Genomic DNA, 20416 nt, shown 5'->3' with positions numbered 1-20416 from the left:
GGCTGCCCAGGAGGGGGGGGTCAGGCCACCGGACTTTGCGCCGGCCGGCCTGGCTTCTCGGCGAGGAGATAGGCCTGTGGGGTCTTCTCCCAGGCTTCGGCTTGCCGGAGCACGCTGGCGCGCAGACCGAAACCCGCCGAAACGAGCAGCTGTTCGATTTCGTCCGGTGGCAACCGGTAGGCGTCGAGGGCGACGTCGTGGCCGTAGGCCTGCGTGATCCGGCGTTTCTCCTGCCCGGCCTGGAATGCGAGCAGGAGTTGCCCGCCCGGGCGCAGCACCCGGAAGAACTGCGCGAAGACACGGGGCAGTTCCGCGGGCGGCAGATGGATGATCGAATACCAAGCCAGCACTCCGGCCAACGAGGCCTCCGGCAGGGGCAGATCCAGCATCGAACCTTGCTGGAAGCGGATCCCTGGATGATCCCGACGGGCCACCTTGAGCATTTCCGAGGAAAGGTCGATGCCGGTTACGGTCAGACCCAGACTGCGCAAATGGCCGGCGATCCGGCCCGGCCCGCAGCCGACGTCGGCCACTTCGGCGCCGGCGAATTGGGCGGCGGCTTCCGCGAAGGCGGCCAGCAACGCGCGGTCGAGCGGCTTGCCGGCCAGCTCGTCACGCAGCAGCGCGGCGTAGTCCTCGGCGACCAGGTCGTAGGCGGCCGCGGTCTCGCGCAGATGCCCGGGCATCTGCTCGGTCATTCCTTGGGCGTGCTGGGGTCCTCCGGGTGCTCGCCGTCGTCCGGGCCGGCTCCGGATTGCGGTTCGTAACCGCCGGTGAGCAGCTTCGCCAAGGCCTCGTCCACGGCCGAATCCGAAGCCTCGGCCATTTCCCGGCGTTCGCTGAAGCCGGTGGGATCGTCCAAGTCTTCCGCGGTCGGCAGCAGGTCCGGGTGTTTCCAGATCGCATCGCGTCCGGCGACCCCGCGCTGTTCCTTCAACGCGGCCCAGAGGGTCGCGGCTTCCCGAAGCCGGCGCGGTCGCAGCTCCAGCCCGACCAAGGAGCCGAAGGCGTGCTCCGCGGGACCACCGGTGGCCCGGCGGCGTCGTACGGTTTCCCGCAGCGCCGCAGCGGAAGGCAACTGGGCCGCCGCTTCGAAACTGAGTTCGTCCACCCATCCCTCGACCAAGGCGAGCGCGGTTTCCAGTTTGCTGAGCGCGGCGTCTTGGGCTGGGGTGCGTTGCGGCATGAAAACGCCTTGCGAGAGGGCTTCGCGGATCCGTTCCGGATCCGAGGGGTCGAGGTCGCGGGCCAACTCTTCGATCCGCGAGGTGTCGATGTGGATGCCCCGGGCATACGCTTCGATTGCGCCGAGCAGATGCCCGCGGAGCCAGGGGACCTGCACGAAGAGCCGGGCGTGCGCAGCTTCGCGCAGGGCCAGGAAAAGCCGCACTTCGGCTTCCGGGACTTCGATCCCTTCGCCGAAAGCCGCGACGTTGGCCGGCAGCAGCGCCATTTGCAGATCGGCCAACGGAACTCCGATATCGGTAGAGGAGACCACTTCGCGGGCCAAGGCACCGACGGCCTGGCCGAGCTGCATCCCGAACAATGCGCCGCCCATGTTCTGCAACATCGAGGAAGCACCGCCCATCATGGACTTCATCTCTTCCGGCATCTGTTCCTGCAAGGTTGTGGAGAGCGCCAGTGCGATGCTGTTCGCCACCGGTTCGGTGAGCCGTTTCCAGGTGCCCAGAGTCTCCTCGACCCATTCCGCCCGGGACCACGCCCGGCCGATCAGGCCGGTGCTGGGCAACTCGGTGACCGGGTCCAGCCACAGTTCGGCCAATCGCAGTGCTTCGTCGACTTCCCGCGATTGCGCCGGGGTGACCGAAGGATCGCCGCCGGCCGCCGCCTGGCGCGCATTGTCGTGAGCGAGCTGCCAATTCACCGGACCCTCGGTGGGCGAGTTCATCATGGTTTGGAACTGCGCGAACATCTGTTGCAGCGCGTTCGGGTCCGAGGGCAGACCAGCGGCTTTCGCCAGCTCGGCCGGGTCGATGCCCTCCAAGCCCTTGCCGCCCATCAAACTGGCCAAGATCTCCTGCAGGGGGTCGCGCGGCGTCTCGTCATCGTTGTTGGCTGGTTCGTTGCTCATCGCGCATCCTCGACTGTCCCGCCCGTCGAGGCCTCCGCCTATCCGGCGTCCGGCCCGTCCGAGCTGTTCTGGCTGTTCATGCCAAGGTACCGCCGTCCGGGGTGACTTGTCTGCGTCCGGCGCGCTCCGTTCGCTCTAGGCCGAGCAAGGCGCAGTGCCCGCACAGCCGAAGCGCGTAGGCTAGAGCTTTGATACCCAGTAGCATGTCGCCCGCTCAGACGGGTGTGATGACCGTCGAGGAGTCGATTTGAGCCAGGCGCATAGCGGAGAGCCGGTGCCGGAGAACGCCCGCCCCGCGTCAGGCTTCGGCCAGACCGGTTTCGGCCAGCCAGGCTTCGGTTACCCGCCGCCGGTCCGCCGTCCGCGTGATGGCCGGGCAGTGGCGATGGCGGTCTCCGGAGTCGTCGCCTTGCTGCTGGCTTTGGCCGCGATCATCCTGCCTGCGCCCTATGTGGTGGAATCGCCGGGACCCACGCTGAACACCCTGGGCAGCGACAAAGACACCAAGATCATCAGTATCACCGGACGGCAGAGCTACCCGGCGAACGGCCAGCTGGACATGGTCACGGTGTACGTCAACGGCGGGCCGCAGAGTTCGGTCAACCTGTTCGAGGCTTACCGCTCCTGGATGGATCCGAAACAAGCGGTCTACCCGGTGGAGCTGGTCTATCCGGCTTCGGCGACCAAAGACCAGATCACCAGCCAGAATGCCGCCGACATGACCAATTCCCAGGATGCCGCACGCGCCGCGGCGCTGGGCCTGCTGGGCATCGATTACCAACAGGAGCTGCTCGTCGGTTCGGTCCCGGAGGGGTCGGCGTCGACCGGCAAGTTGCAGGCCAATGACCGCTTGCAGAGCATCGACGGCAAACCGATCACCGCGCTTTCGGTGGTGCAGGAAGTGTTGGCAGCCGGGCAGGGCGCGCCGGTGACCATCGGAGTGCTCCGGGACGGCGCGGCTCAGGACGTGGTGGTCACTCCGGCGAAAGCCGACGACGGCCGGTTCCTCCTGGGGGTATTGCTGAAATACTCGTACGTCTTCCCATTCGACATCAAGATCAGCCTGGAGAATGTCGGCGGCCCCAGCGCCGGGATGATGTTCGCTTTGGGCATCATCGACACGCTGACCCCGGGGGATCTGACCGGCGGAAAGCATTTTGCCGGAACCGGGACCATCGACGCCGCCGGCAATGTGGGCCCGATCGGCGGGATCGTGCAGAAGATGTACGGGGCCCGCTCCGCCGGTGCCACGGTTTTCCTGGCCCCGGCCGCCAACTGCAATGAGGTCGTCGGCAAGGTTCCGGACGGCCTGCAGGTGGTCCGGGTGGCCACGCTCAAGGAGGCGTTCGACGCCGTCAAGACAATCGCCAGCGGACAAGACAGTTCCGCTTTGCCAACCTGTACCGCACGCTGACCGCAAGGAGAGCTGGAGAAATTGGAACTGCGCAACGCCGTCGTTCGTGGGCTATTAGGGGAACTCTGTGCTTCGGCCTTGAATGCCCCGACAAATCGCTTAGCGATCGAACAAGCATCAGCAACTGAACGAGCAACCGAGGACAGAGGATCACTGTGACATCCGGCCAAAGCACATCGACACCACGGCGCCGCCGCGGCGCACTGCTGCCCACCCTGATCATCCTGGTATTGGCGGTGATCGCGTTCGTCTTCTTCGCCAATGTCTACACCGAAGTCCTGTGGTTCAGCCAGCTGGGCTTCGACGGCATCTTCTGGCGGCAGAACATCGCCAAGGGTGCCATTTTCATTGCCGCCTTCCTTTTGATGGCCGCAGTGGTCTACCTGTCGATCCAGCTCGCCTACCGGGCCCGCCCGGTGTACGCGCCGGAGAACCCGGTGCAGGAGAACTTGAACCGCTACCAGGCGCAGTTGGAGCCGGTCCGCAAGGTCGTGATGATCGGCGTCCCGTTGGTCTTCGGCCTGTTCGCCGGTGCCGCTGCACTGGGCCAGTGGCAGAAAGTGATGCTCTTCATCTTCCAATCCCCGTTCGGGCAGAATGACCCGCAGTTCGGCATGGACATCGCTTTCTACACCAATACCCTGCCGTTCCTGGGCTTCCTTTCCGGTTTGCTGATTTCGGTGGTGCTGATCTCCGGCATCGCGGCGTTGTTGACGCACTACCTCTACGGGGCGATCCGGCTGCAGGAACGCGGGCTGTTCACCTCCCGCGCAGCCCAGATCCAGCTTTCGATCATGGCCGGGATCTTCCTGATCCTGCTCGGCGCGAATTTCTGGCTGGACCGGTTCTCCACCTTGCAGAACAACACCGGTTTGCGGTCCGGTGCGATGTACACCGATATCAACGCGGTGATCCCGACCAAGGCGATCCTGGCGATCGCCGCCGGGATCGTGGCGATCCTCTTCATCATCGCCGCAGTGATCGGCCGCTGGCGGTTGCCGGTGATCGGTACCGCGATGCTGATCATCACCGGCATCGTGGCCGGCGGAATCTACCCCTGGGCGGTGCAGCAATTCCAGGTGAAGCCCTCCGAAGCGACGGTGGAAACTCCTTTCATCCAGCGCAATATCGATATGACCCGTTCGGCTTACGGGATCAACGACGTCGAGGTGATCCCGTACAAGGCGACCACCACTGCGGCGCCGGGCGCGCTGCGGCAAGATGCCACGACCACGGCCAACATCCGATTGCTGGACCCTAACCTGATGTCGCAGACCTTCGCCCAGCTCGAGCAGTACCGGCCGTACTACGGCTTCCAGAAGACGCTCAATGTGGACCGCTACATGGTGGACGGCAAGGTCCAGGACACCGTGATCGCGTTGCGTGAACTGAACCCGGCGGGCATCCCGGCGGCGCAGCAGAGCTGGTACAACCAGAAGCTGGTCTACACGCACGGTTACGGCGTGGTCGCTGCCTACGGCAACACCGCGACCGCCGACGGCAAGCCGGTGTTCATGCAGTCCGGCGTGCCGACCACCGGCAAGCTCGGCGACGATTCCAGCTACCAGCCGCGGATCTACTTCGGCCAGAACACGACCGATTATTCGATCGTCGGCGCGCCGCAGGGTGCGCCCTCGGTGGAACTCGACCGGCCGCAGGGCGGCGACACCGCCTCTGATTCGAAGAACACCTTCAATGGCAACGGCGGCCCGGACGTCGGCAACTGGTTCAACAAGTTGGCGTATTCGATCAAATTCCAGTCCACCGACCTGCTGCTCTCCAGCGGCGTGAACGAGAAATCGCAGATCCTCTACGACCGGACCCCGGTGCAGCGGGTGCAGAAGGTGGCCCCGTACCTGACCATCGACGGCAACCCGTACCCGGCGATCATCGACGGCAAGGTCAAATGGATCGTGGACGGATACACGACGTCCAACGCGTACCCGTACTCGCAACAGCAGCCGCTGGATTCGGCGACCACGGATTCTTTGACCACCCGGTCCGGGACCAGCGCGCTCTCCGGCTCGATCAACTACATCCGGAACTCGGTCAAGGCAACGGTCGATGCCTACGACGGTTCGGTGAACCTGTATGCCTGGGACGATAAGGACCCGATCCTGAAGGCCTGGCAGAACATCTTCCCGAGCACGGTCAAGCCGATCTCGGAGATGTCCGGGGATCTGCTCAGCCACATCCGTTACCCGGAAGACCTGTTCAAAGTCCAGCGCGAGCTGCTCGGCCGGTACCACGTGACCAACGCCGCCGAGTTCTACAACAACACGGATGCCTGGAGCGTGCCGAACGATCCGACTTCCGGCGACAACACCAAGCAGCCGCCGTACTACATGTCGTTGCAGATGCCCGGCCAGTCCGCGCCGGCCTTCTCGCTGACCTCCAACTTCATTCCGCAATCGGTGCAGGGCACTGATTCGCGCAACGTGCTCTACGGCTATTTGGCCGCTGATGCCGATGCCGGGTCTACCGACGGGGTGAAAGCGGATTCCTACGGCAAGTTGCGGCTGCTTTCGCTGCCTACGGACACCTTGGTCCCGGGTCCGGGGCAGGTTTACAACCGCTTCGTTTCCGATCCGACCATCTCCAACGCCTTGAACATCCTGAAGCTGGGCCAGTCGACGCTGAAGAACGGCAACTTGCTGACCCTGCCGGTGGGCGGTGGTCTGCTCTATGTGCAGCCGGTTTACGTGCAGTCGTCCACGGGTGAATCCAGCTACCCCACGCTGCAGCGGGTCCTGGTGGCGTTCGGCGACAAGATCGCCTTCGCACCGACGCTCGATGCGGCACTGGACCAGCTCTTCGGCGGCGACTCCGGAGCCAGCGCCGGGGACAAGGACAAGGGCACGACGACGGCGCCGCCCGGCTCGACCGGGGAGACCGGCACCGGCGAGAACCCGGATGCCAAGGCCGCCCTGAACAAGGCCCTGCAGGATGCCAACCAGGCGCTCAAGGACGGCCAGGACGCGCTGAGCAAGAGCGACTTCGCCGCTTATGGCGTAGCGCAGAAGAAGCTCAACGACGCGATTGCGGCGGCTTTGGCAGCGGAAGGCAAGCTGGGCGCCAGCGCGGCGCCGGCGCCTGCTCCGTCGTCGAGCCCGACGCCGTCAGGGCAGTCCTCGGGTGCACCGACTGCCGGGAGCTCGGAAGTCTCCGATTCGGCATCGGCTCCGCCGACGCCGTAATCCGTTGAGCAGCAACCCCGGTTGGCCGGGGCAGGGGCCGGTTTCCCTCGTGGAAGCCGGCCCCTTTTTGCCCGATTCCCGGATCGAATTCGACCGTAGCCCCCGGCGGATCGGCTCGATTTGGATCCTGGGAGGCGAGCGGGTAATGTTGATCTAGCGCCGCGGGGTGGAGCAGTTCGGTAGCTCGCCGGGCTCATAACCCGGAGGTCGCAGGTTCAAATCCTGCCCCCGCAACGAAAGTTGCACTGGAGAGTGCGCATGAAGTGGCCCTGACCAGCAGAAATGCCGATCAGGGCCACTTTGTTTTAAGCCTTTGCGGTTCGTTTGCGCCTGCCGGCTGAGCCGGCAGGCGCAAACCCCGGAACCAGTTCCCGCCGTGTTGCTCCCTTGAATGACCATTCCCTGGTGTAAAAATTGAGCTTCAGTGGGTCCCGGTAACCTCCGCGGGCCGGCCCCGTGATCCACGGGGCCCGACCCGATGAGTGAGAGGAAGCGCCCGTGGTCAACGTCATGCTGTCCGGCGGCATCGCCCTGCTGGTAGCGCTTTTGGGCACGCCGTTGTTCATCCGGGTGCTCGTGCGCTACCGCTACGGCCAGATCATCAGGGATGATCTGGTGCACCACCAAGTGAAACGCGGCAAGCCGACGATGGGCGGCGTGGTGATCATCGGCGCCGCGGTCCTCGGCTACTTCGGCTCGTACGCGGTGCTGCTGCTGATTAATTCCGCTGGCCGGCTCCAGGCCGGCCCCGGGCCGGCTCCGGGTGGACTGCTGGTGCTCTTCCTATTGCTGGGGCTCGGCCTGATCGGCTTCCTCGACGATTACATCAAGGTCCGCAAAGCGCGCAGTCTGGGGCTCACCTCCCGGCAGAAGCTACCAGGGCAACCTCTCCGCCGAGGTAGTCCACGAAACCCCGACCGAATCGACCGGGGTGGCAGACCTGCCGAAGTCCAATGACGTGAATTTCAGCAACATCGCCTATCAGGCCGATGCCTCGGCGAGCACGACCCTGATCGATATGGTCGATGGCAGCGGCAACAAGCGGGACCTCACCACCTCGACGGGCAGCGCCAGCATCAACATCAAGTGGCTCGCGCACTGAATCCATTGAGCTGATCCGGGCGCCGGTGCTGCCGCAAGGCCGCGCCGGCGCCGTTCTTTCAGGCCCAGCGGTCCAAGCTGGCGAAGAACCCATCGATGGATACCGCTTCTTGCTGCGCCACGGCGCGACGGTGCACCCAGGCCGCCACCGCGAGGTCAAGGACACCGAGTCCGAACGGGGAGACTACGACGCCGAGCTCCGGATCCAGTTCCAGGTCGCCGGACAGCAACTCGGGGATCGTTCCGGTGATGAAATCCCGGGAGCCCCATGCTTGTTCGGCCAAATGCGGCGAGGTCTGCGCCTTGAGGCAATGGTCGACGTCGTCGACCAGGTTCTGCACTCCGGCCAGGGCCGCGACCGTGAAGTCGCGCAGCGAAACATTCAGATAGACCTGACCGGCCCGGGGCGGGCGGGAGATGTACGGGACCGCAGCTGTGGTCGCGGTGATCACCACGCCGCTCTCCAGCGCCTCATCGGCGGTGACCGCTCTGGCGGTCAGGCCCTTGGCCCCGATGTGTTGGATCAGGGCTTCGGCGCTGGCCGGATGCGGATCGCAGACCAGCACCGTGCGCACCGGGAGTTCCAGGGCGATCAGGTAATCGATGATCGTCCGGGCGATCACGCCGGCGCCGAAGATGCTCACCGTTCCGTCGCTGAGCGGGTGGCTGGACTGCAGGGCGCGCAGCGTGACTGCAGCGCCGGCAGCGGTTCGGGCGGCGCTGATTCCGGCGGCTTCCAGACAGGCATAGGGGTAGCCGTCGGCCATCGAGTTGAGCACCAGGATCGCCGAAGCGCGGGGCAGGTCGCTTGCCACATTCCCCGGAAACGAAGAGATCCATTTGATCCCGGCGACGTCTTCGCCGCCCTGGTCCTGGATTCGGGCCGGCAAGGCGATGATTCGATCATCCGGCCGGTCGGCGAACTTCAAAAAGTAGGAGTCCGGGTTCGTGGTGCGGCCCGCCCCGTGCTGCCGGTAGGTGTTTTCCACGATCGCGGACACCGCCTGCTTGTCTTCGATGATGGCGGCCACGGTGGTTCCGCGGACCAGGTCAAAAGTCTTCGACATGATTTTCTTCCAACGTTTCTAGGTGGTGGACGGGTGCGGCCGGCGGGTCACCGGCGGCGACGTTGCTGGATTGCGGTGAGGGTGAGGAAAACCACGCCGAGGACAATGGCGAATGTCCAGGCCAACGGGGTGGCGTAAATGGACAGCGGGCTGTCCGGATCGACCAAGGTGGCTTGGCCCCAGGACTGCCGGATCGAGGTGGCCACAATGCTGGCCGGGTTCAATTCGGCGACCGCCCGGATCGGCCCGGGCATGCCTTCGGCCGGAAGGAACACCGTGGAGCAGAAGGAGAACAGGACCAGCAGCAGTGCGCCGACCGGTTCGATGGTCTCCGGGTTGTCGATCAGTTCGCCGATGAAGCTGGCGCAGGCCAGCATCGCCGCATAGAAGGTGGCCAGCAGCAGCAGCGAGCCGAGGAAAGCGACGGCACCGCCGGCCGGCCGCCAGCCGAGCAGCAAACCGATGCCGGAGACCAGCAGCAGCGCGACCAGGGCGGCGGCCAGATCCGCGAGAATCAACGCGATCGAGCGCAGCAGCGAGGGGATCGGCATGGTTTCACTGCGTAGCGAAAGCCCGGTTTTGCGATCGATGGCAGCGCTGATCGCGGTCGGCCCGAGCACCGCCACACCCACTTGAACGGCAACGCCGGCAACCACGTACGCCGGGTAGCTGACGCCGTCCGGAACCCGGATCGCGTCCTTGAAGATCAAACCGAGGACCACCACCATGACGACCGGATTCATCGCGATTCCGATGAACTTCCCGGGGGAGCGCAGGGTGCGCCAGATCTGTCGGGACACCAAAGCCCGCAAGGCAACCCATTGCGATCCCAGATTTGCCACCGGGCCTGCGCCGATTGTTGCTGCTTGGCTCATCGTGTGCCGCCCATCGCCAGTTCTGGTCCGGTCGAGGCGGCGGTCGCCGTCCCGGTGGTGAGAGTGTGGAACGCTTCGTCGAGGGTGGGTCTGCGGATCTGGACCTCTTCCACGTCGATTCCGTCGAGTTCCAACCTGGTCAGGATCGGGACCAGAGCGGCCGGCCCAGCGACGTTGCGGGCGGTCAACCGGGCGCGTTGTGCGTCGATCTGCACGTCGAGTGCTCCGTGCGCAGCGAGGATCGACGCGGCACGCCGGTGGTCGGACGCGTCCAGGACCACGATCTCCACGTGTTCGTTCCGGCCGACCAGGGCTTTCATCTCGGAGGGGGTTCCTTGGGCGAGTACCCGTCCGTCTGCCACCAAAACGATGTCGTCAGCCAGCGCGTCGGCCTCGTCCAGGTACTGCGTGGTCAAGATCAGATCGGTTCCTTGGGCGACGATTTCGCGGATGATCTCCCAGAGTGCCTGCCGGCTGACCGGGTCCAGCCCCGTGGTCGGTTCGTCCAAAAAAAGCAGTGCCGGTTGGCTGATCAGGCCCACCGCCAAGTCCAAGCGCCGGCGCATGCCACCGGAATAGTGCTCCAAGCGGCGTCCGGCTGCGGACACCAGATCGAACCGTTGCAGAAGCCGGTCGGCACGGCCTCTGGCCTCCGCCGCAGGAATGCCGCTGAGCCCGGCGGCCACCACGAGGTTCTCCCGGCCATTGAGAAATCCGTCGACGCAGGCATCCTGCCGGACCACCGCGATCTTCCGGCGCAGTGCGGCCCGGTCGGCGACCACGTCGAGCCCCAGTACCTGGGCCTTGCCGGAGCTCGGCGGAGTCCTGGTACTGAGGATGTTCACGGTGGTCGATTTGCCGGCCCCATTGGGTCCCAGGACGGCCAGGGTCCGGCCGCGAGGTGCTTGGAAGGAAAGACCTTGCAGCGCCTTCTTGTCGCCGAACTGTTTGGTCACATCGGCGACGTCGATCGCGAGGTCCATCTGCTCGGACTCCTCTGGTGTGGGTGCTGGTCGGGGTTTGGCGGTACCGGATTAATCCGGTACCGGAAAAGCCGAAAAAAGGGATAGGGATGGTTTGGAAACCCCATCGGAAGCGGCGGGAAAAACCGTCGCATCGTGCGGCCGAAAATCAATTTTTCATCATCCGATGAAAAGCTACAGCACGTCTGAGCAATCGCGCAAGGATTTTCATTTATTGGCATGAAATGCTTCACAGGGTTCTCACAAGTTTCTACCAGGTTACTGTCAAAAAGAGTAATACTAACCTAGCTTTGTATCAGGTTAGGTATTACTTAAGGGTTACTTAAGTGGCAATGGGTATTGCTGTTTTGTCTTTGTGTAGTTAAGCTTCAGAGGCAGCTGTCAACGCAAAATTTAGTTACTATTCACCTACTCGGACAACCTGGCGCTATGGTCAAAATCCCCGTGAATACAGGGATGTTTTTCGGGTATTTATTGCGAACGACGGTTGCTTGAACGCGCCCTTGAGGCTCGATCACGTCAGAAAATTGGGTATTGCCCAGTCTTGAGTTGTTCCACTACACTCGCTTTTGGCCCGACAATGATGCCGGGTTTGCGACACCGGGAACGTGGCTCTGTGACCATGTGATATCCGTACCCGATGCCCCAACTTTCACGCACGCCGAATAATTTGGCGTGCTCTCGTGAGGTAATCCTCCAGAATGGATTAGGACACTTCCTTGCTTATAGATATGCCTACGGCCTTTAACACGCGTGATTTGTATGTCGACCTGACACGACGAATCGGAATTCCGCTGCATTTGAAATGCGAGGGGTTTAACTTTGCCGGCTCGATCAAGCTCAAACCGGCAATTGCCATGGTGCAGGCCGCCGAGCGGGCGGGCCGGTTGAAACCGGGCGGGTTGCTCATCGAGTCGTCCTCCGGGAACTTGGGATTGGCGCTGTCGATCATTGCTGCGGACCGGGGCTACCAGTTCTTGTGCGTCACCGACGACCGCTGCAACCCGGCCACCGTGGCCGCGATGCGCGCCTACGGGACGTCAGTCGAGATCATCACGGATCCGGATCCGGAAGGCGGCTATCTGGCTGCCCGGCTCCGCCGGGTCGATGAATTGCTGGCCGAGAACCCCGGCTCGCTCTGGTTGGACCAATACCGAAATTACGAAAACTGGCTCTCGCACTACCGGTCGACCGCGTCCGAGATCGCCGAAGCCTACCCGAATCTTCGCTATCTGTTCGTCGGAGCCGGCACCACCGGGACCGTGAGCGGTTGCGCCCGTTACATGCTGGACCACTATCCCTCGGTCCAGGTCATCGGAGTGGACAGCAGCGGCTCGGTCAACTTCGGAACGCCCAGTGCTCCCCGGCAGATCCCGGGCTTGGGTTCCGGCATTCCGCCGCACCATCTCGACCTCTCGGACCTGGCGGACACGGTACTCGTCGACGAAATCGACACCATCCGGATGTGCCGTCGGCTGGCCCGCACCGGCCTGTTGTTCGGCGGCTCCACCGGGACCGTGGTGGCGGGGGCGGAACGCTGGCTCGCCGGGCGCAGCGACGTCGTCGCCGGCGAAGCGGTCACGCTCGCACCGGACCTCGGCGAACGCTACTTGGGCAGCATCTACGACGACGCCTGGGTGACCGCACGGTTCCCCGAATTGGCCTGCGAACTCCAAGACCTGCAAGCAGCGCAGTAAACCCGCTGTTCCCTTCCACCGAATATGAGGCACCCGTGACTGTAGCTGGCTCCGTACCGAACGCCGACGCACCTGCGACTTTGCCGTTGCTCAGCGGCCAATATGGCATGTGGCTCCATGAGCAGATGGACCCGGACAACCCGGCACTGAGCACTGCGGGATTCATCGACATCACCGGTCCGGTGGATGTCGAGATGCTGCAGCGGGCCACCGAGCTGGCGCTGCACGATTGCGAGTGCCTCCGGGTCCAGATCCAGGTGAACGACGGGATTCCGGAACAGGTGATCGATCCGACTCCGATCCAGGTCCCGATCGTGGACTTTTCGAGCTTTCCGGATCCCGAGGCCACTGCGGAGTCCTGGGCGAGCGAGCAGATGGCCGACGCGCTTCCGCTGTCCCGGGGCGGCATGCGGTCCAGCGTGGTCAAACTCGGTGCGCAACGGGCGGCCGTCTATCTGGAAGGCCACCACGTCAAATGGGATGGCATCAGCGGCGCGCTCGTGGGTGGGCGGATCGCGCAGCGTTACCAATGGCTTGTGGACGGGACCGAACCCGAGGTCTGGCCCGCCTACGCCGAACTGGTCGCCGAAGACCTCGCGTACCTTTCCTCGGATCGGCACGACGTGGATGCCGAGTATTGGCGCTCGACGATCGATTCGACGCTGCCGATCACCGCGATGTACCAGGGCAGTTGGCAGCCGCCCAAGGGCGAACTCCGCCGATCCACGGTGTTCAGCGCGCAGTGGCATGAGCAGCTGCGGGAGTTGGCCCGCGGCAGCCGCACCACCTGGGCGGTGCTCGGCTTCGCCCTGACCGCGGCCTATCTGGCCCGCCGGACCGGAAACCGCGAGGTGACGCTCACCATTCCGGTGGCCCGCCGGAGCACCGAAACGGCCAAGCTGCTGCCCGGAATGCTGGCGAATTTCCTGCCGCTGCGGGTCGAAGTCCGGCCGGATGAGGACGTGACCGAATTGGCCAGCCGGATCTCCGCCGACGTCAAGGGGCTCACCAAAGCCCAGCGCTACCCGGCCGGCGCGGTCCGCCGCCTGCTCGGCCTGGATTCGGGGGATCTGCGCCCGCTCGGCCCGAGTGTGAACATCCTCGGCTATCCCGGTGCTGCTCCGATGGGGGAGGCCTTCGCCTCGACGCGGGATCTGTCCACCGGACCGGTGGAAGACCTGCAGTTCGAATTCCAAGTAGCGGTCAACGGCGAAGTCCGGCTGCACCTCAACGTCAACCCGCAGCTGCACAGTGCCGAAACCGCTGAACAGCTGCTCGAGGAATTCGTCGGTTTCGTCGGCACCGCGCTCGCCGAGCCGCGGCCGAGCGTGGGCAGCATCGACCTGTCGGGCGGGGAACCGGCAGCGAAGGCCGGCCGCTCAGCCGAAATCCGCGGTCTGGACCGGCCGGTACCGGCCTTGGATCTGCTGTCCCGGTTGCGGCAGGCGGATCCGGAACGGCTGTGCCTGGTGGAACCGGACGGCAGGCGGTTCTCGAACCGGGAATTCCTGGCCCTGGTGGCTGCCAGCTACGCCGAACTGCGCGGCAACGGCTTCGGCGAAGCGTCCGTGCTCGCCGTCGAGGCGGTGCCATCGGCACGTCTGGTGGCGGCGATCCTCGCCGCCTGGCAGCTCGGCGGTGCGTACTTCCCGGTAGCCGCAGACACCCCGGCCAACCGGCTGGCACACCTGTTCGGGAGCACCGGCGCCGGCTATGCCCTTGCCGGATCCGCGGAGTTCGCAGCCAACGCCGCGGAAGCCGCCCCGGGGCTGTGCTTCCTGCGGAACGACCTCGCTGCCGCCGATTCGGCGGTTTCGACCGAGCTGGTGCAACTGCCGGTATCCGAGCACGCCCCGGCCTACATCATCTTCACTTCCGGATCCACCGGACTGCCCAAGGGCGCCGTGCTTTCCCGCCGTGGCATGATGAACCACCTGCTCGCCAAAGTCGAAGACCTGGAGCTTGCGGAATCGGACCTGGTGGCCATGACCGCACCGCTGACCTTCGACATCTCGGTCTGGCAGATGTTCGCGCCGTTGCTGGCCGGGTCCGGGCTCCGGTTGGTCGACCGGCAGACCTCGGTCGACCGGGACGCACTCCTGGAACTGGTTGCCGGGGAACAGATTTCAGTGCTGGAAATCGTGCCCTCCTTGCTGCGCACCGTCGTGGAGGGGTACCTGGCCGGAGACGATCTGGCCCGGCCGGAATCACTCCGCTTGCTGTTGGTCACCGGGGAGGAACTCCCGCTCGACGTCGCCCGCGCTTGGCATGCCCAGTTCCCCGGGATCCCGGTGGTGAACGCTTACGGTCCGACGGAATGCTCGGACGACGTCACGCACGCCTGGCTGACCTCGGCCGGTTCGGCTGCGCCGGGATCGCAGGAGGCCGCGCCGGCGCCTCAGACGGTGGCCGAGCGGGCACCTATCGGCCGAGCGCTGCGCAACACCAGTCTCTACATCCTGGACGAGTTCCTGCGGCCGGTGGCTCCGGGCCGAACCGGCGAACTGTACGTCGGCGGCGTCGGCGTCGGAATCGGTTACGCCGCCGATCCGGCCCGCAGCGCTTCGGCCTTCATCCCGAATCCGTGGGCTGCTCCCGGCGCCCGGATGTACCGGACCGGAGATCTGGTCCGATTGCGCGCGGACCGGCAGCTGGAGTTCCTGGGCCGGCAGGACCACCAAGTCAAGATCCGGGGGTTCCGGATCGAGCTGGGCGAAGTCGAAGCTGCAGTCCGCGCGGTCCCGGGCGTGGCCGATGCCGTGGTGGCGACCCACGGCCAGGGCCTGCGCCGCGGCTTGGTGGCCTACGTGCAGGCCACGGATCCGGAGGCGGGAGCCTCGGACGAATGGCTGGAACGCGGTGTGGCGGATCTGCTTCCGGCCCACATGCGCCCGGACATCTGGATCCTGCTGGAGACGATGCCGTTGACCGCCAATGGCAAAGTCGACCGCAAGAACCTGCCGGAGCCGCAGGCGCCGGACCGTAGCACCGGCATCGATCAAGGCGAATCGGAGGTCCGGGCGATCGGGGAGCATTTCGCGGCGATCCTCGAGCTTGAGCAAGTGGGGCAAGACGAGACTTTTTTCGATCTCGGCGGCAACTCGCTGCTCGCCACCCGGTTGGTGACCGCTTTGCGGACCCGGTTGCAGCTGTCCGTGAGCCTGGCCGACATCTTCGCGCATCCGACGCCGCGGCGCTTGGCCGCAGCCACCCGGATCGCGTCTTCGGTGCAGGGGCATACGGTCCCGATCCGGTCGTTGAGCAGCGCGCCGCTGTCCCACGGGCAACGCCGGCTGCACACCCTTGCGGCGTTGAACCCGGACGATTCCGCCTACCACTTGGGACTCCGCGTGCAATTGGACCGCGATGTCGACATCGAAGCGCTGGAGCGCGGAGTGCACGATCTGCTGCAGCGGCACCCGGCGCTGCGCACCCGAATCGGCTTCGACGGCAAGAACACGGTCCAGGTCCGGGAAGCGGTTCCGGAGCATCCCTTGCGCCGGATTTCGGTGCTGGGCCGCGATGCCGCGGCGGTGATCCAGGCGGAGATGGACCGGCCTTTCGACTTGGCCGCGGAGCACCCGATCCGGTTCATGCTCCTGGAAGGCGAAGGAGCGCCGTCGTTGGTCAGCGTGGCGCACCACATTGCTTGCGACGGATGGTCCTTCCGGCTGTTGGCCGAAGACCTGTCCGCGATCATCACCGGGACCGCGATGCGCAGTTCCAACGGTCCGGACTACCTGGACTACGCCGTCTGGCAAACCTCTGCTGTGGCCGACGGCGACCCATGGGTGCGCGCCGACCAGGGCTTCTGGACGGAACAGCTGGCGGCCGGCTTCCAGGCGCCGCGCCTGGCCGAGGTCACCGCCGGGCCGATCAGCACCACTTTGGCCGGGAACACCACGGTTCTGGAGCTCGGCAAAACCCGCTGGGAGCAGGTGTCGGCCTTGGCCCGGGAGTGCGAAGCCACGCCTTTCGCGGTGTTGCACACCGCGGTGGCGCTGACGTTGGCCGCGCGGACCGGCCAGGACCGGTTGCTGCTCGGCACCGCGGCGCATGCCAGGCCGGTTCCGGAGCTGGACCAAGTGGTCGGATTCTTCACCAACACGGTGCCGTTGCCCACCGATCTGAGCGGGCCGGAAACCGGACCGGAGCTGATCCGGAAGGTCTGGGCCCAGGATCTGGCGGTTTTGCAGCATTCCGAACTTCCCTATGACCGGATTGCCGCGTTGGCCCCGGCCAGCGCCGACGGCGGCACCGGCGCCCTGCTGAACTGCATGGTGGCGCTGCAGCAGGATGTGCCGGAATTCGTCCCGGGACGGCCGGAGATGACCTGGCAATTGCTGGCGCCGACCACGGCCCGCTTCGATCTGTCCTGGGAGTTCACCACCTATCGGGACGCCGAAGGCGCGGAATCGCTGCGGCTGCGCTTGGAGCATGCGCTCGGCCTGATCGACCCGGCAGCGGCGGAGGAACTGGTCCGGCAATGGCAGACCGTGCTGGCAGAGCTGATCGCGGCACCGGGCCGGGCGGCGGCCGATGGATCCCTGGAAGGCCCCGTCGGCCAGCCGACCATCGTCGATTCGTTCCTGGCCGCTGCACAGCTGCATCCCGAGCGGATCGCAGTGCTCAGTTCCGCGGAAACGCTCAGCTACCGCGAAGCGGCGGAGCGAGTGCTGCAGCTCGCCCGGGAACTTAGGCGGCGCGGCGTGGGCCCGGAAGACGTGGTCGCCTACGTCGGACCGCGGAACCAGGACCTGCTCGTGGTTCCGCTCGCGGTGCTGGCGGCGGGCGGGACCTATCTGCCGGTCGATGTGGAGAATCCGACGGAACGCATCCGCGGGATCTTGGCGACCGCGAAGCCTGCGGTCGTGGTCACCCGCACTGCGCAGCGACAGCTGATCGACGCCGATGCGCAGGTCCTGGACCTGGACGCGGCGGAGCTGGAGCAGCCCGGAACCATGGATCCGGAGCAATTGCCGGTGCCGGTCCGGCACCCGCAGCAAGGCGCCTATCTGATCTTCACCTCCGGTTCCACCGGCAAACCCAAAGGCGTCCGGGTGGCGCAGCAGAACCTGGCGGCCTTCGCCGAGCAACAGCGCCGGGCATTCGGCGACCGCGACGGTTTGCGGGTCGTGCAATTCGCCGCGGTGGGCTTCGACGCGTACATCTGGGAACTGGTGCTGACCGTGGTCTGCGCCGGAACGCTCCTGGTGCCGACCCGGGACGAGCGGCTGCCCGGGGAACCGCTGGCGACTTTCCTCGCCACACAGCAGGCACAGTGGTTCTGCGCCCCGCCGACGGTCTTGGCCGCGATGTCCCCGGACCAGGTGCCGGAGGACCTGATTGTGATTTCCGCCGGGGAACGCTGCCCCGCGGAACTCACCGGGCAGTGGGCTCCGGGACGGCAGATGCTCAACGCCTACGGGCCGACTGAGTCGACGGTCTGCGTGACCATGACCGGAGCGCTGCTCCCCGGTGCCGAGCCCAGCATCGGAGCTCCGGTCTCCGGTGCCGAGCTGCTGGTCTTGGACGAATTGCTGCGTCCGGTTCCGGCCGGCACGGTCGGTGAGCTGTACGTGGCCGGCGACATTGTGGCCCGGGAGTATTTCGGTCGGCCGGATCTGACCGCCGAGCGGTTCATCGCGGATCTCGGCGGCAACCACCCTGGCGCCCGGATGTACCGCACGGGGGATCTCGTCGCTTGGACGGACGCCGGAGAACTCGACTATTTCGGGCGTTCCGACGACCAGGTGAAGATTCGCGGGGTCCGGGTGGAACCGGGCGAAGCGCGCGCCGTGCTTTTGGCGCAGCCCGAAGTGGCCTTCGCCGAGGTGGTGCCGAAAGAGGACCCGTCCGGACAACGCCAATTGGTCGGCTATGTGGTGGCCGAAGCAGGGCTCGCCGCCGAGCTGCTGGAGCAGCTGCCGGACCGGTTGCGCAGTGCGATGGAGGCCGTGCTGCCGCAGCATTTCGTGCCGCGCCAGGTGCTGCTCATCGAGGCCATGCCGCGGACGCTCAATGGGAAGCTCGATGTCAAAGCCCTACCGGAACCGACCGCCGAAATGTCTTCGGCCGCGGCCGGCGCCGAGCCCGGACGGGTCGCGCGGACCCCCGCGGAGCAGACGCTCTGCGGTCTGATCGCGGAGTTGCTGGACCTCGAGGACGTGCTGCCCGACGACGATTTCCTGCGCCTCGGCGGGGACAGCATCTTGGCCGTGACGTTGGCCGGCCGCGCCAAGCACGCCGGATTGGTGCTCACCGCCAGGCAGGTACTGGAGCTGCGCACTGCGGCCGCCATGGCGGCAGTGCTCCAGGGCAGTGCTCCCGGCCCGGACCAAGACTCTGCGGAGGCCTTCGGAAGCATTCCGCTGCCGCCGGTCGCCCGGTGGATGATCTCCCGGACCGGCGACTTGGAAGGATTCACCCAGTCCTTCGCGTTGCGCAGCGCCCGGCTGCGGAGTCTGCCCGCGGTGCTCGACCTAGTCAGCGGACTGCTCGCCCGGCATCCGTTGCTCGGTGCCGTCCTCGAAGGCCACGGCGCCACAGCGAGCATCCGGGTGCCGCGGGATCCGCTCGCGGCTGCCGAACTGGTCAGCGCCGGACAACCCGGCGAAGACCCGGGCGACCCGGAGAGCTGGGCCGCGCCCGAACTCAGCGCCCGGTCCGGCCGGTGCCTGCGGGCCCGATGGTGGCCGGACGGCGACGACTCCGGTGACGGCGGGGCAGGCGGCATCCTCGGCTTGGAGATCCACCACTTGGTGGTGGACGGGGTTTCCTGGCGGATCATCCTGGACGATGTCGACCGGATCCTGGCCGCGGACGGCGCTGCGGCCGCACCGGCCGGAACTTCGTACCGGGCTTGGTTGCGCCGTGCCCAAGCTCTGGCCCACGATCCGGCGCTGCTCGGCCAAGCCGCGCGCTGGTCCGAATTGGCCAATGCTCCCTCAGCCGCCGCAGTGCTCCAGTTGGGCAGCATGGCGGAGGCCCACCAACAGGTGGTGGAACTTCCCGCAGAACCCACGGCCCGGCTGTTGGCCGGGGCCCAGGGCCCGGCGGCGCTGAGCGTCGATTCGGTGCTTTTCCAGGCTTATCTGCGGGCAATCGGCACGGTCACTGGGCGTGATCGGATCCTGGTCCGGCGCGAAGGGCACGGCCGGGACTTGCCCGAGCTCAGCGCTGACCTGGCCGAAACCGTGGGCTGGTTCACCAGTGAGTGGCCGGTGCTGGTCGACCTCGCGGCGCCGGTCGGGGGATCGACCCCGAATGGGGCTGGCTTCCAGGACGGGGCTGGCTTCCAGGACGGGACTGGTTTCGGCATCCTGCGCTATCTGGCCGGGGATCCGGCGGTGGCCGCGGTGCCCGAACCGGATTTCTCCTTCAACTATCTGGGCCGGGCCGAAACCATGCGCGGCCGCTATTGGGAAGGCGTCGGCCGGCCGGGCCGGGCGCACTTCGCGGCAGGCTTCCCGCAGCTTCACCTGGTCGACCTGAACGCAATCGTGGAAGCCCGGCCCGAAGGCCCGGTGCTGGTCGCCCGGTTTACAGCGTCCGGGACCGCTTGGGGTGCGGCGTCGCTGACCGCGCTCACCGGCTGCTTCCTCGATGCCTTGATCCGGCAGACGGCCGGAGCCGCGGCTCCGACCGCACCGAAACCGGTCGCCGCCGAGGCCGAAGCGGATGCCGATTTGGCGGCGATGGCGGCCCAGCTGTTGTTCGAACTCGAATCCTGAAACCGGGATGAACCCATTCCGGCTCCACCCGACATCACGTGAAAATTCCCCGAAAGGAAAACCATGAACCCCTTTGACGATGACACTGCCCAATTCCTGGTGCTGCGCAATGCCGAACTGCAGCACTCGCTGTGGCCGGTGTTCGCCGAGGTTCCCGAGGGTTGGGAGATCCGGCTTCCGGCGTCGCCCCGAGCCGAAGCGTTGGCCTTCGTGGAACGCGAATGGACTGATTTGCGTCCGTTGAGCGCCCGATGAGC

General features: G+C 65.9%; 12 protein-coding genes and 1 tRNA gene. 8 read left to right on the top strand and 5 right to left on the bottom strand.

What is annotated here, in order from left to right:
* Nucleotides 1-20: 20 nt before the first annotated feature.
* Nucleotides 21-698, bottom strand: coding sequence for a class I SAM-dependent methyltransferase (locus JOE69_RS04720; RefSeq protein WP_309796515.1), 678 nt, complete (start codon nt 696-698; stop codon nt 21-23).
* Entirely contained in the window at nt 695-2092 is a 1398-nt protein-coding gene (locus JOE69_RS04715) for a zinc-dependent metalloprotease (RefSeq protein ID WP_309796513.1), read from the bottom strand. Before JOE69_RS04715 ends, JOE69_RS04720 begins: the two co-directional genes overlap by 4 nt.
* A 247-nt stretch (nt 2093-2339) precedes the next feature.
* Between JOE69_RS04715 and JOE69_RS04710 the strand changes: the two genes are divergently transcribed.
* The 5 genes from JOE69_RS04710 (at nt 2340) to JOE69_RS04690 (ending at nt 7805) form a co-directional block, all read left to right on the top strand.
* On the top strand, nt 2340-3506 hold the full coding sequence (locus JOE69_RS04710; RefSeq protein ID WP_309796510.1) for a YlbL family protein: 1167 nt from the start codon (nt 2340-2342) through the stop codon (nt 3504-3506).
* Between the two features lie 155 nt (nt 3507-3661).
* Nucleotides 3662-6703: a UPF0182 family membrane protein gene (locus JOE69_RS04705; RefSeq protein ID WP_309796508.1), complete on the top strand. Its 3042-nt coding sequence runs from the start codon at nt 3662-3664 to the stop codon at nt 6701-6703.
* 160 nt (nt 6704-6863) lie between these two features.
* Nucleotides 6864-6937: transfer RNA gene (locus tag JOE69_RS04700), tRNA-Met, on the top strand.
* A 264-nt stretch (nt 6938-7201) separates the two neighbouring features.
* Entirely contained in the window at nt 7202-7660 is a 459-nt protein-coding gene (locus tag JOE69_RS04695) for an MraY family glycosyltransferase (protein ID WP_309796506.1), read from the top strand.
* A gap of 1 nt (nt 7661) precedes the next feature.
* A complete protein-coding gene (locus JOE69_RS04690) occupies nt 7662-7805 on the top strand; it encodes a hypothetical protein (protein ID WP_309796503.1) in 144 nt (47 codons plus the stop codon).
* Nucleotides 7806-7863: 58 nt separating this feature from the next.
* Here JOE69_RS04690 and sbnB read toward each other — a convergent pair whose 3' ends face one another.
* From sbnB to JOE69_RS04675, 3 genes are read right to left on the bottom strand one after another with little or no spacing between them, the layout of a single operon-like run.
* A complete protein-coding gene (sbnB, locus tag JOE69_RS04685) occupies nt 7864-8871 on the bottom strand; it encodes a 2,3-diaminopropionate biosynthesis protein SbnB (protein WP_309796501.1) in 1008 nt (335 codons plus the stop codon).
* A 47-nt stretch (nt 8872-8918) separates the two neighbouring features.
* The gene (locus tag JOE69_RS04680) at nt 8919-9746 is read right to left on the bottom strand and encodes an ABC transporter permease (RefSeq protein ID WP_309796499.1); all 828 of its coding nucleotides are present in this window, start codon (nt 9744-9746) and stop codon (nt 8919-8921) included.
* Nucleotides 9743-10729: an ATP-binding cassette domain-containing protein gene (locus tag JOE69_RS04675; protein WP_309796497.1), complete on the bottom strand. Its 987-nt coding sequence runs from the start codon at nt 10727-10729 to the stop codon at nt 9743-9745. The genes JOE69_RS04680 and JOE69_RS04675 overlap by 4 nt, the downstream gene beginning before the upstream one ends.
* Nucleotides 10730-11460: 731 nt before the next feature.
* Between JOE69_RS04675 and sbnA the strand changes: the two genes are divergently transcribed.
* From sbnA to JOE69_RS04660, 3 genes are all read left to right on the top strand, one after another.
* The gene (sbnA, locus tag JOE69_RS04670) at nt 11461-12426 is read left to right on the top strand and encodes a 2,3-diaminopropionate biosynthesis protein SbnA (RefSeq protein WP_309796495.1); all 966 of its coding nucleotides are present in this window, start codon (nt 11461-11463) and stop codon (nt 12424-12426) included.
* Nucleotides 12427-12461: 35 nt separating this feature from the next.
* Nucleotides 12462-20159 carry a non-ribosomal peptide synthetase gene (locus JOE69_RS04665; RefSeq protein WP_309796493.1) on the top strand — a complete coding sequence of 2566 codons (7698 nt, stop codon included), beginning with the start codon at nt 12462-12464 and terminating at the stop codon, nt 20157-20159.
* Between the two features lie 63 nt (nt 20160-20222).
* The gene (locus JOE69_RS04660) at nt 20223-20414 is read left to right on the top strand and encodes an MbtH family protein (RefSeq protein WP_296365169.1); all 192 of its coding nucleotides are present in this window, start codon (nt 20223-20225) and stop codon (nt 20412-20414) included.
* Nucleotides 20415-20416: the final 2 nt, after the last annotated feature.

Origin of the sequence: Arthrobacter russicus (assembly GCF_031454135.1) — a bacterium.
GTDB classification, from domain to species: Bacteria; Actinomycetota; Actinomycetes; order Actinomycetales; family Micrococcaceae; genus Renibacterium; species Renibacterium russicum.
This window is presented reverse-complemented; position numbering and strand designations above follow the sequence as displayed.

Coding starts and splice junctions, on each gene's coding strand:
- JOE69_RS04720 (WP_309796515.1), bottom strand. CDS start 698: ATGACCGAGCAGATGCCCGGGCATCTGCGCGAGACCGCGGCCGCCTAC.
- JOE69_RS04715 (WP_309796513.1), bottom strand. CDS start 2,092: ATGAGCAACGAACCAGCCAACAACGATGACGAGACGCCGCGCGACCCC.
- sbnB (WP_309796501.1), bottom strand. CDS start 8,871: ATGTCGAAGACTTTTGACCTGGTCCGCGGAACCACCGTGGCCGCCATC.
- JOE69_RS04680 (WP_309796499.1), bottom strand. CDS start 9,746: ATGAGCCAAGCAGCAACAATCGGCGCAGGCCCGGTGGCAAATCTGGGA.
- JOE69_RS04675 (WP_309796497.1), bottom strand. CDS start 10,729: ATGGACCTCGCGATCGACGTCGCCGATGTGACCAAACAGTTCGGCGAC.
- sbnA (WP_309796495.1), top strand. CDS start 11,461: ATGCCTACGGCCTTTAACACGCGTGATTTGTATGTCGACCTGACACGA.
- JOE69_RS04660 (WP_296365169.1), top strand. CDS start 20,223: ATGAACCCCTTTGACGATGACACTGCCCAATTCCTGGTGCTGCGCAAT.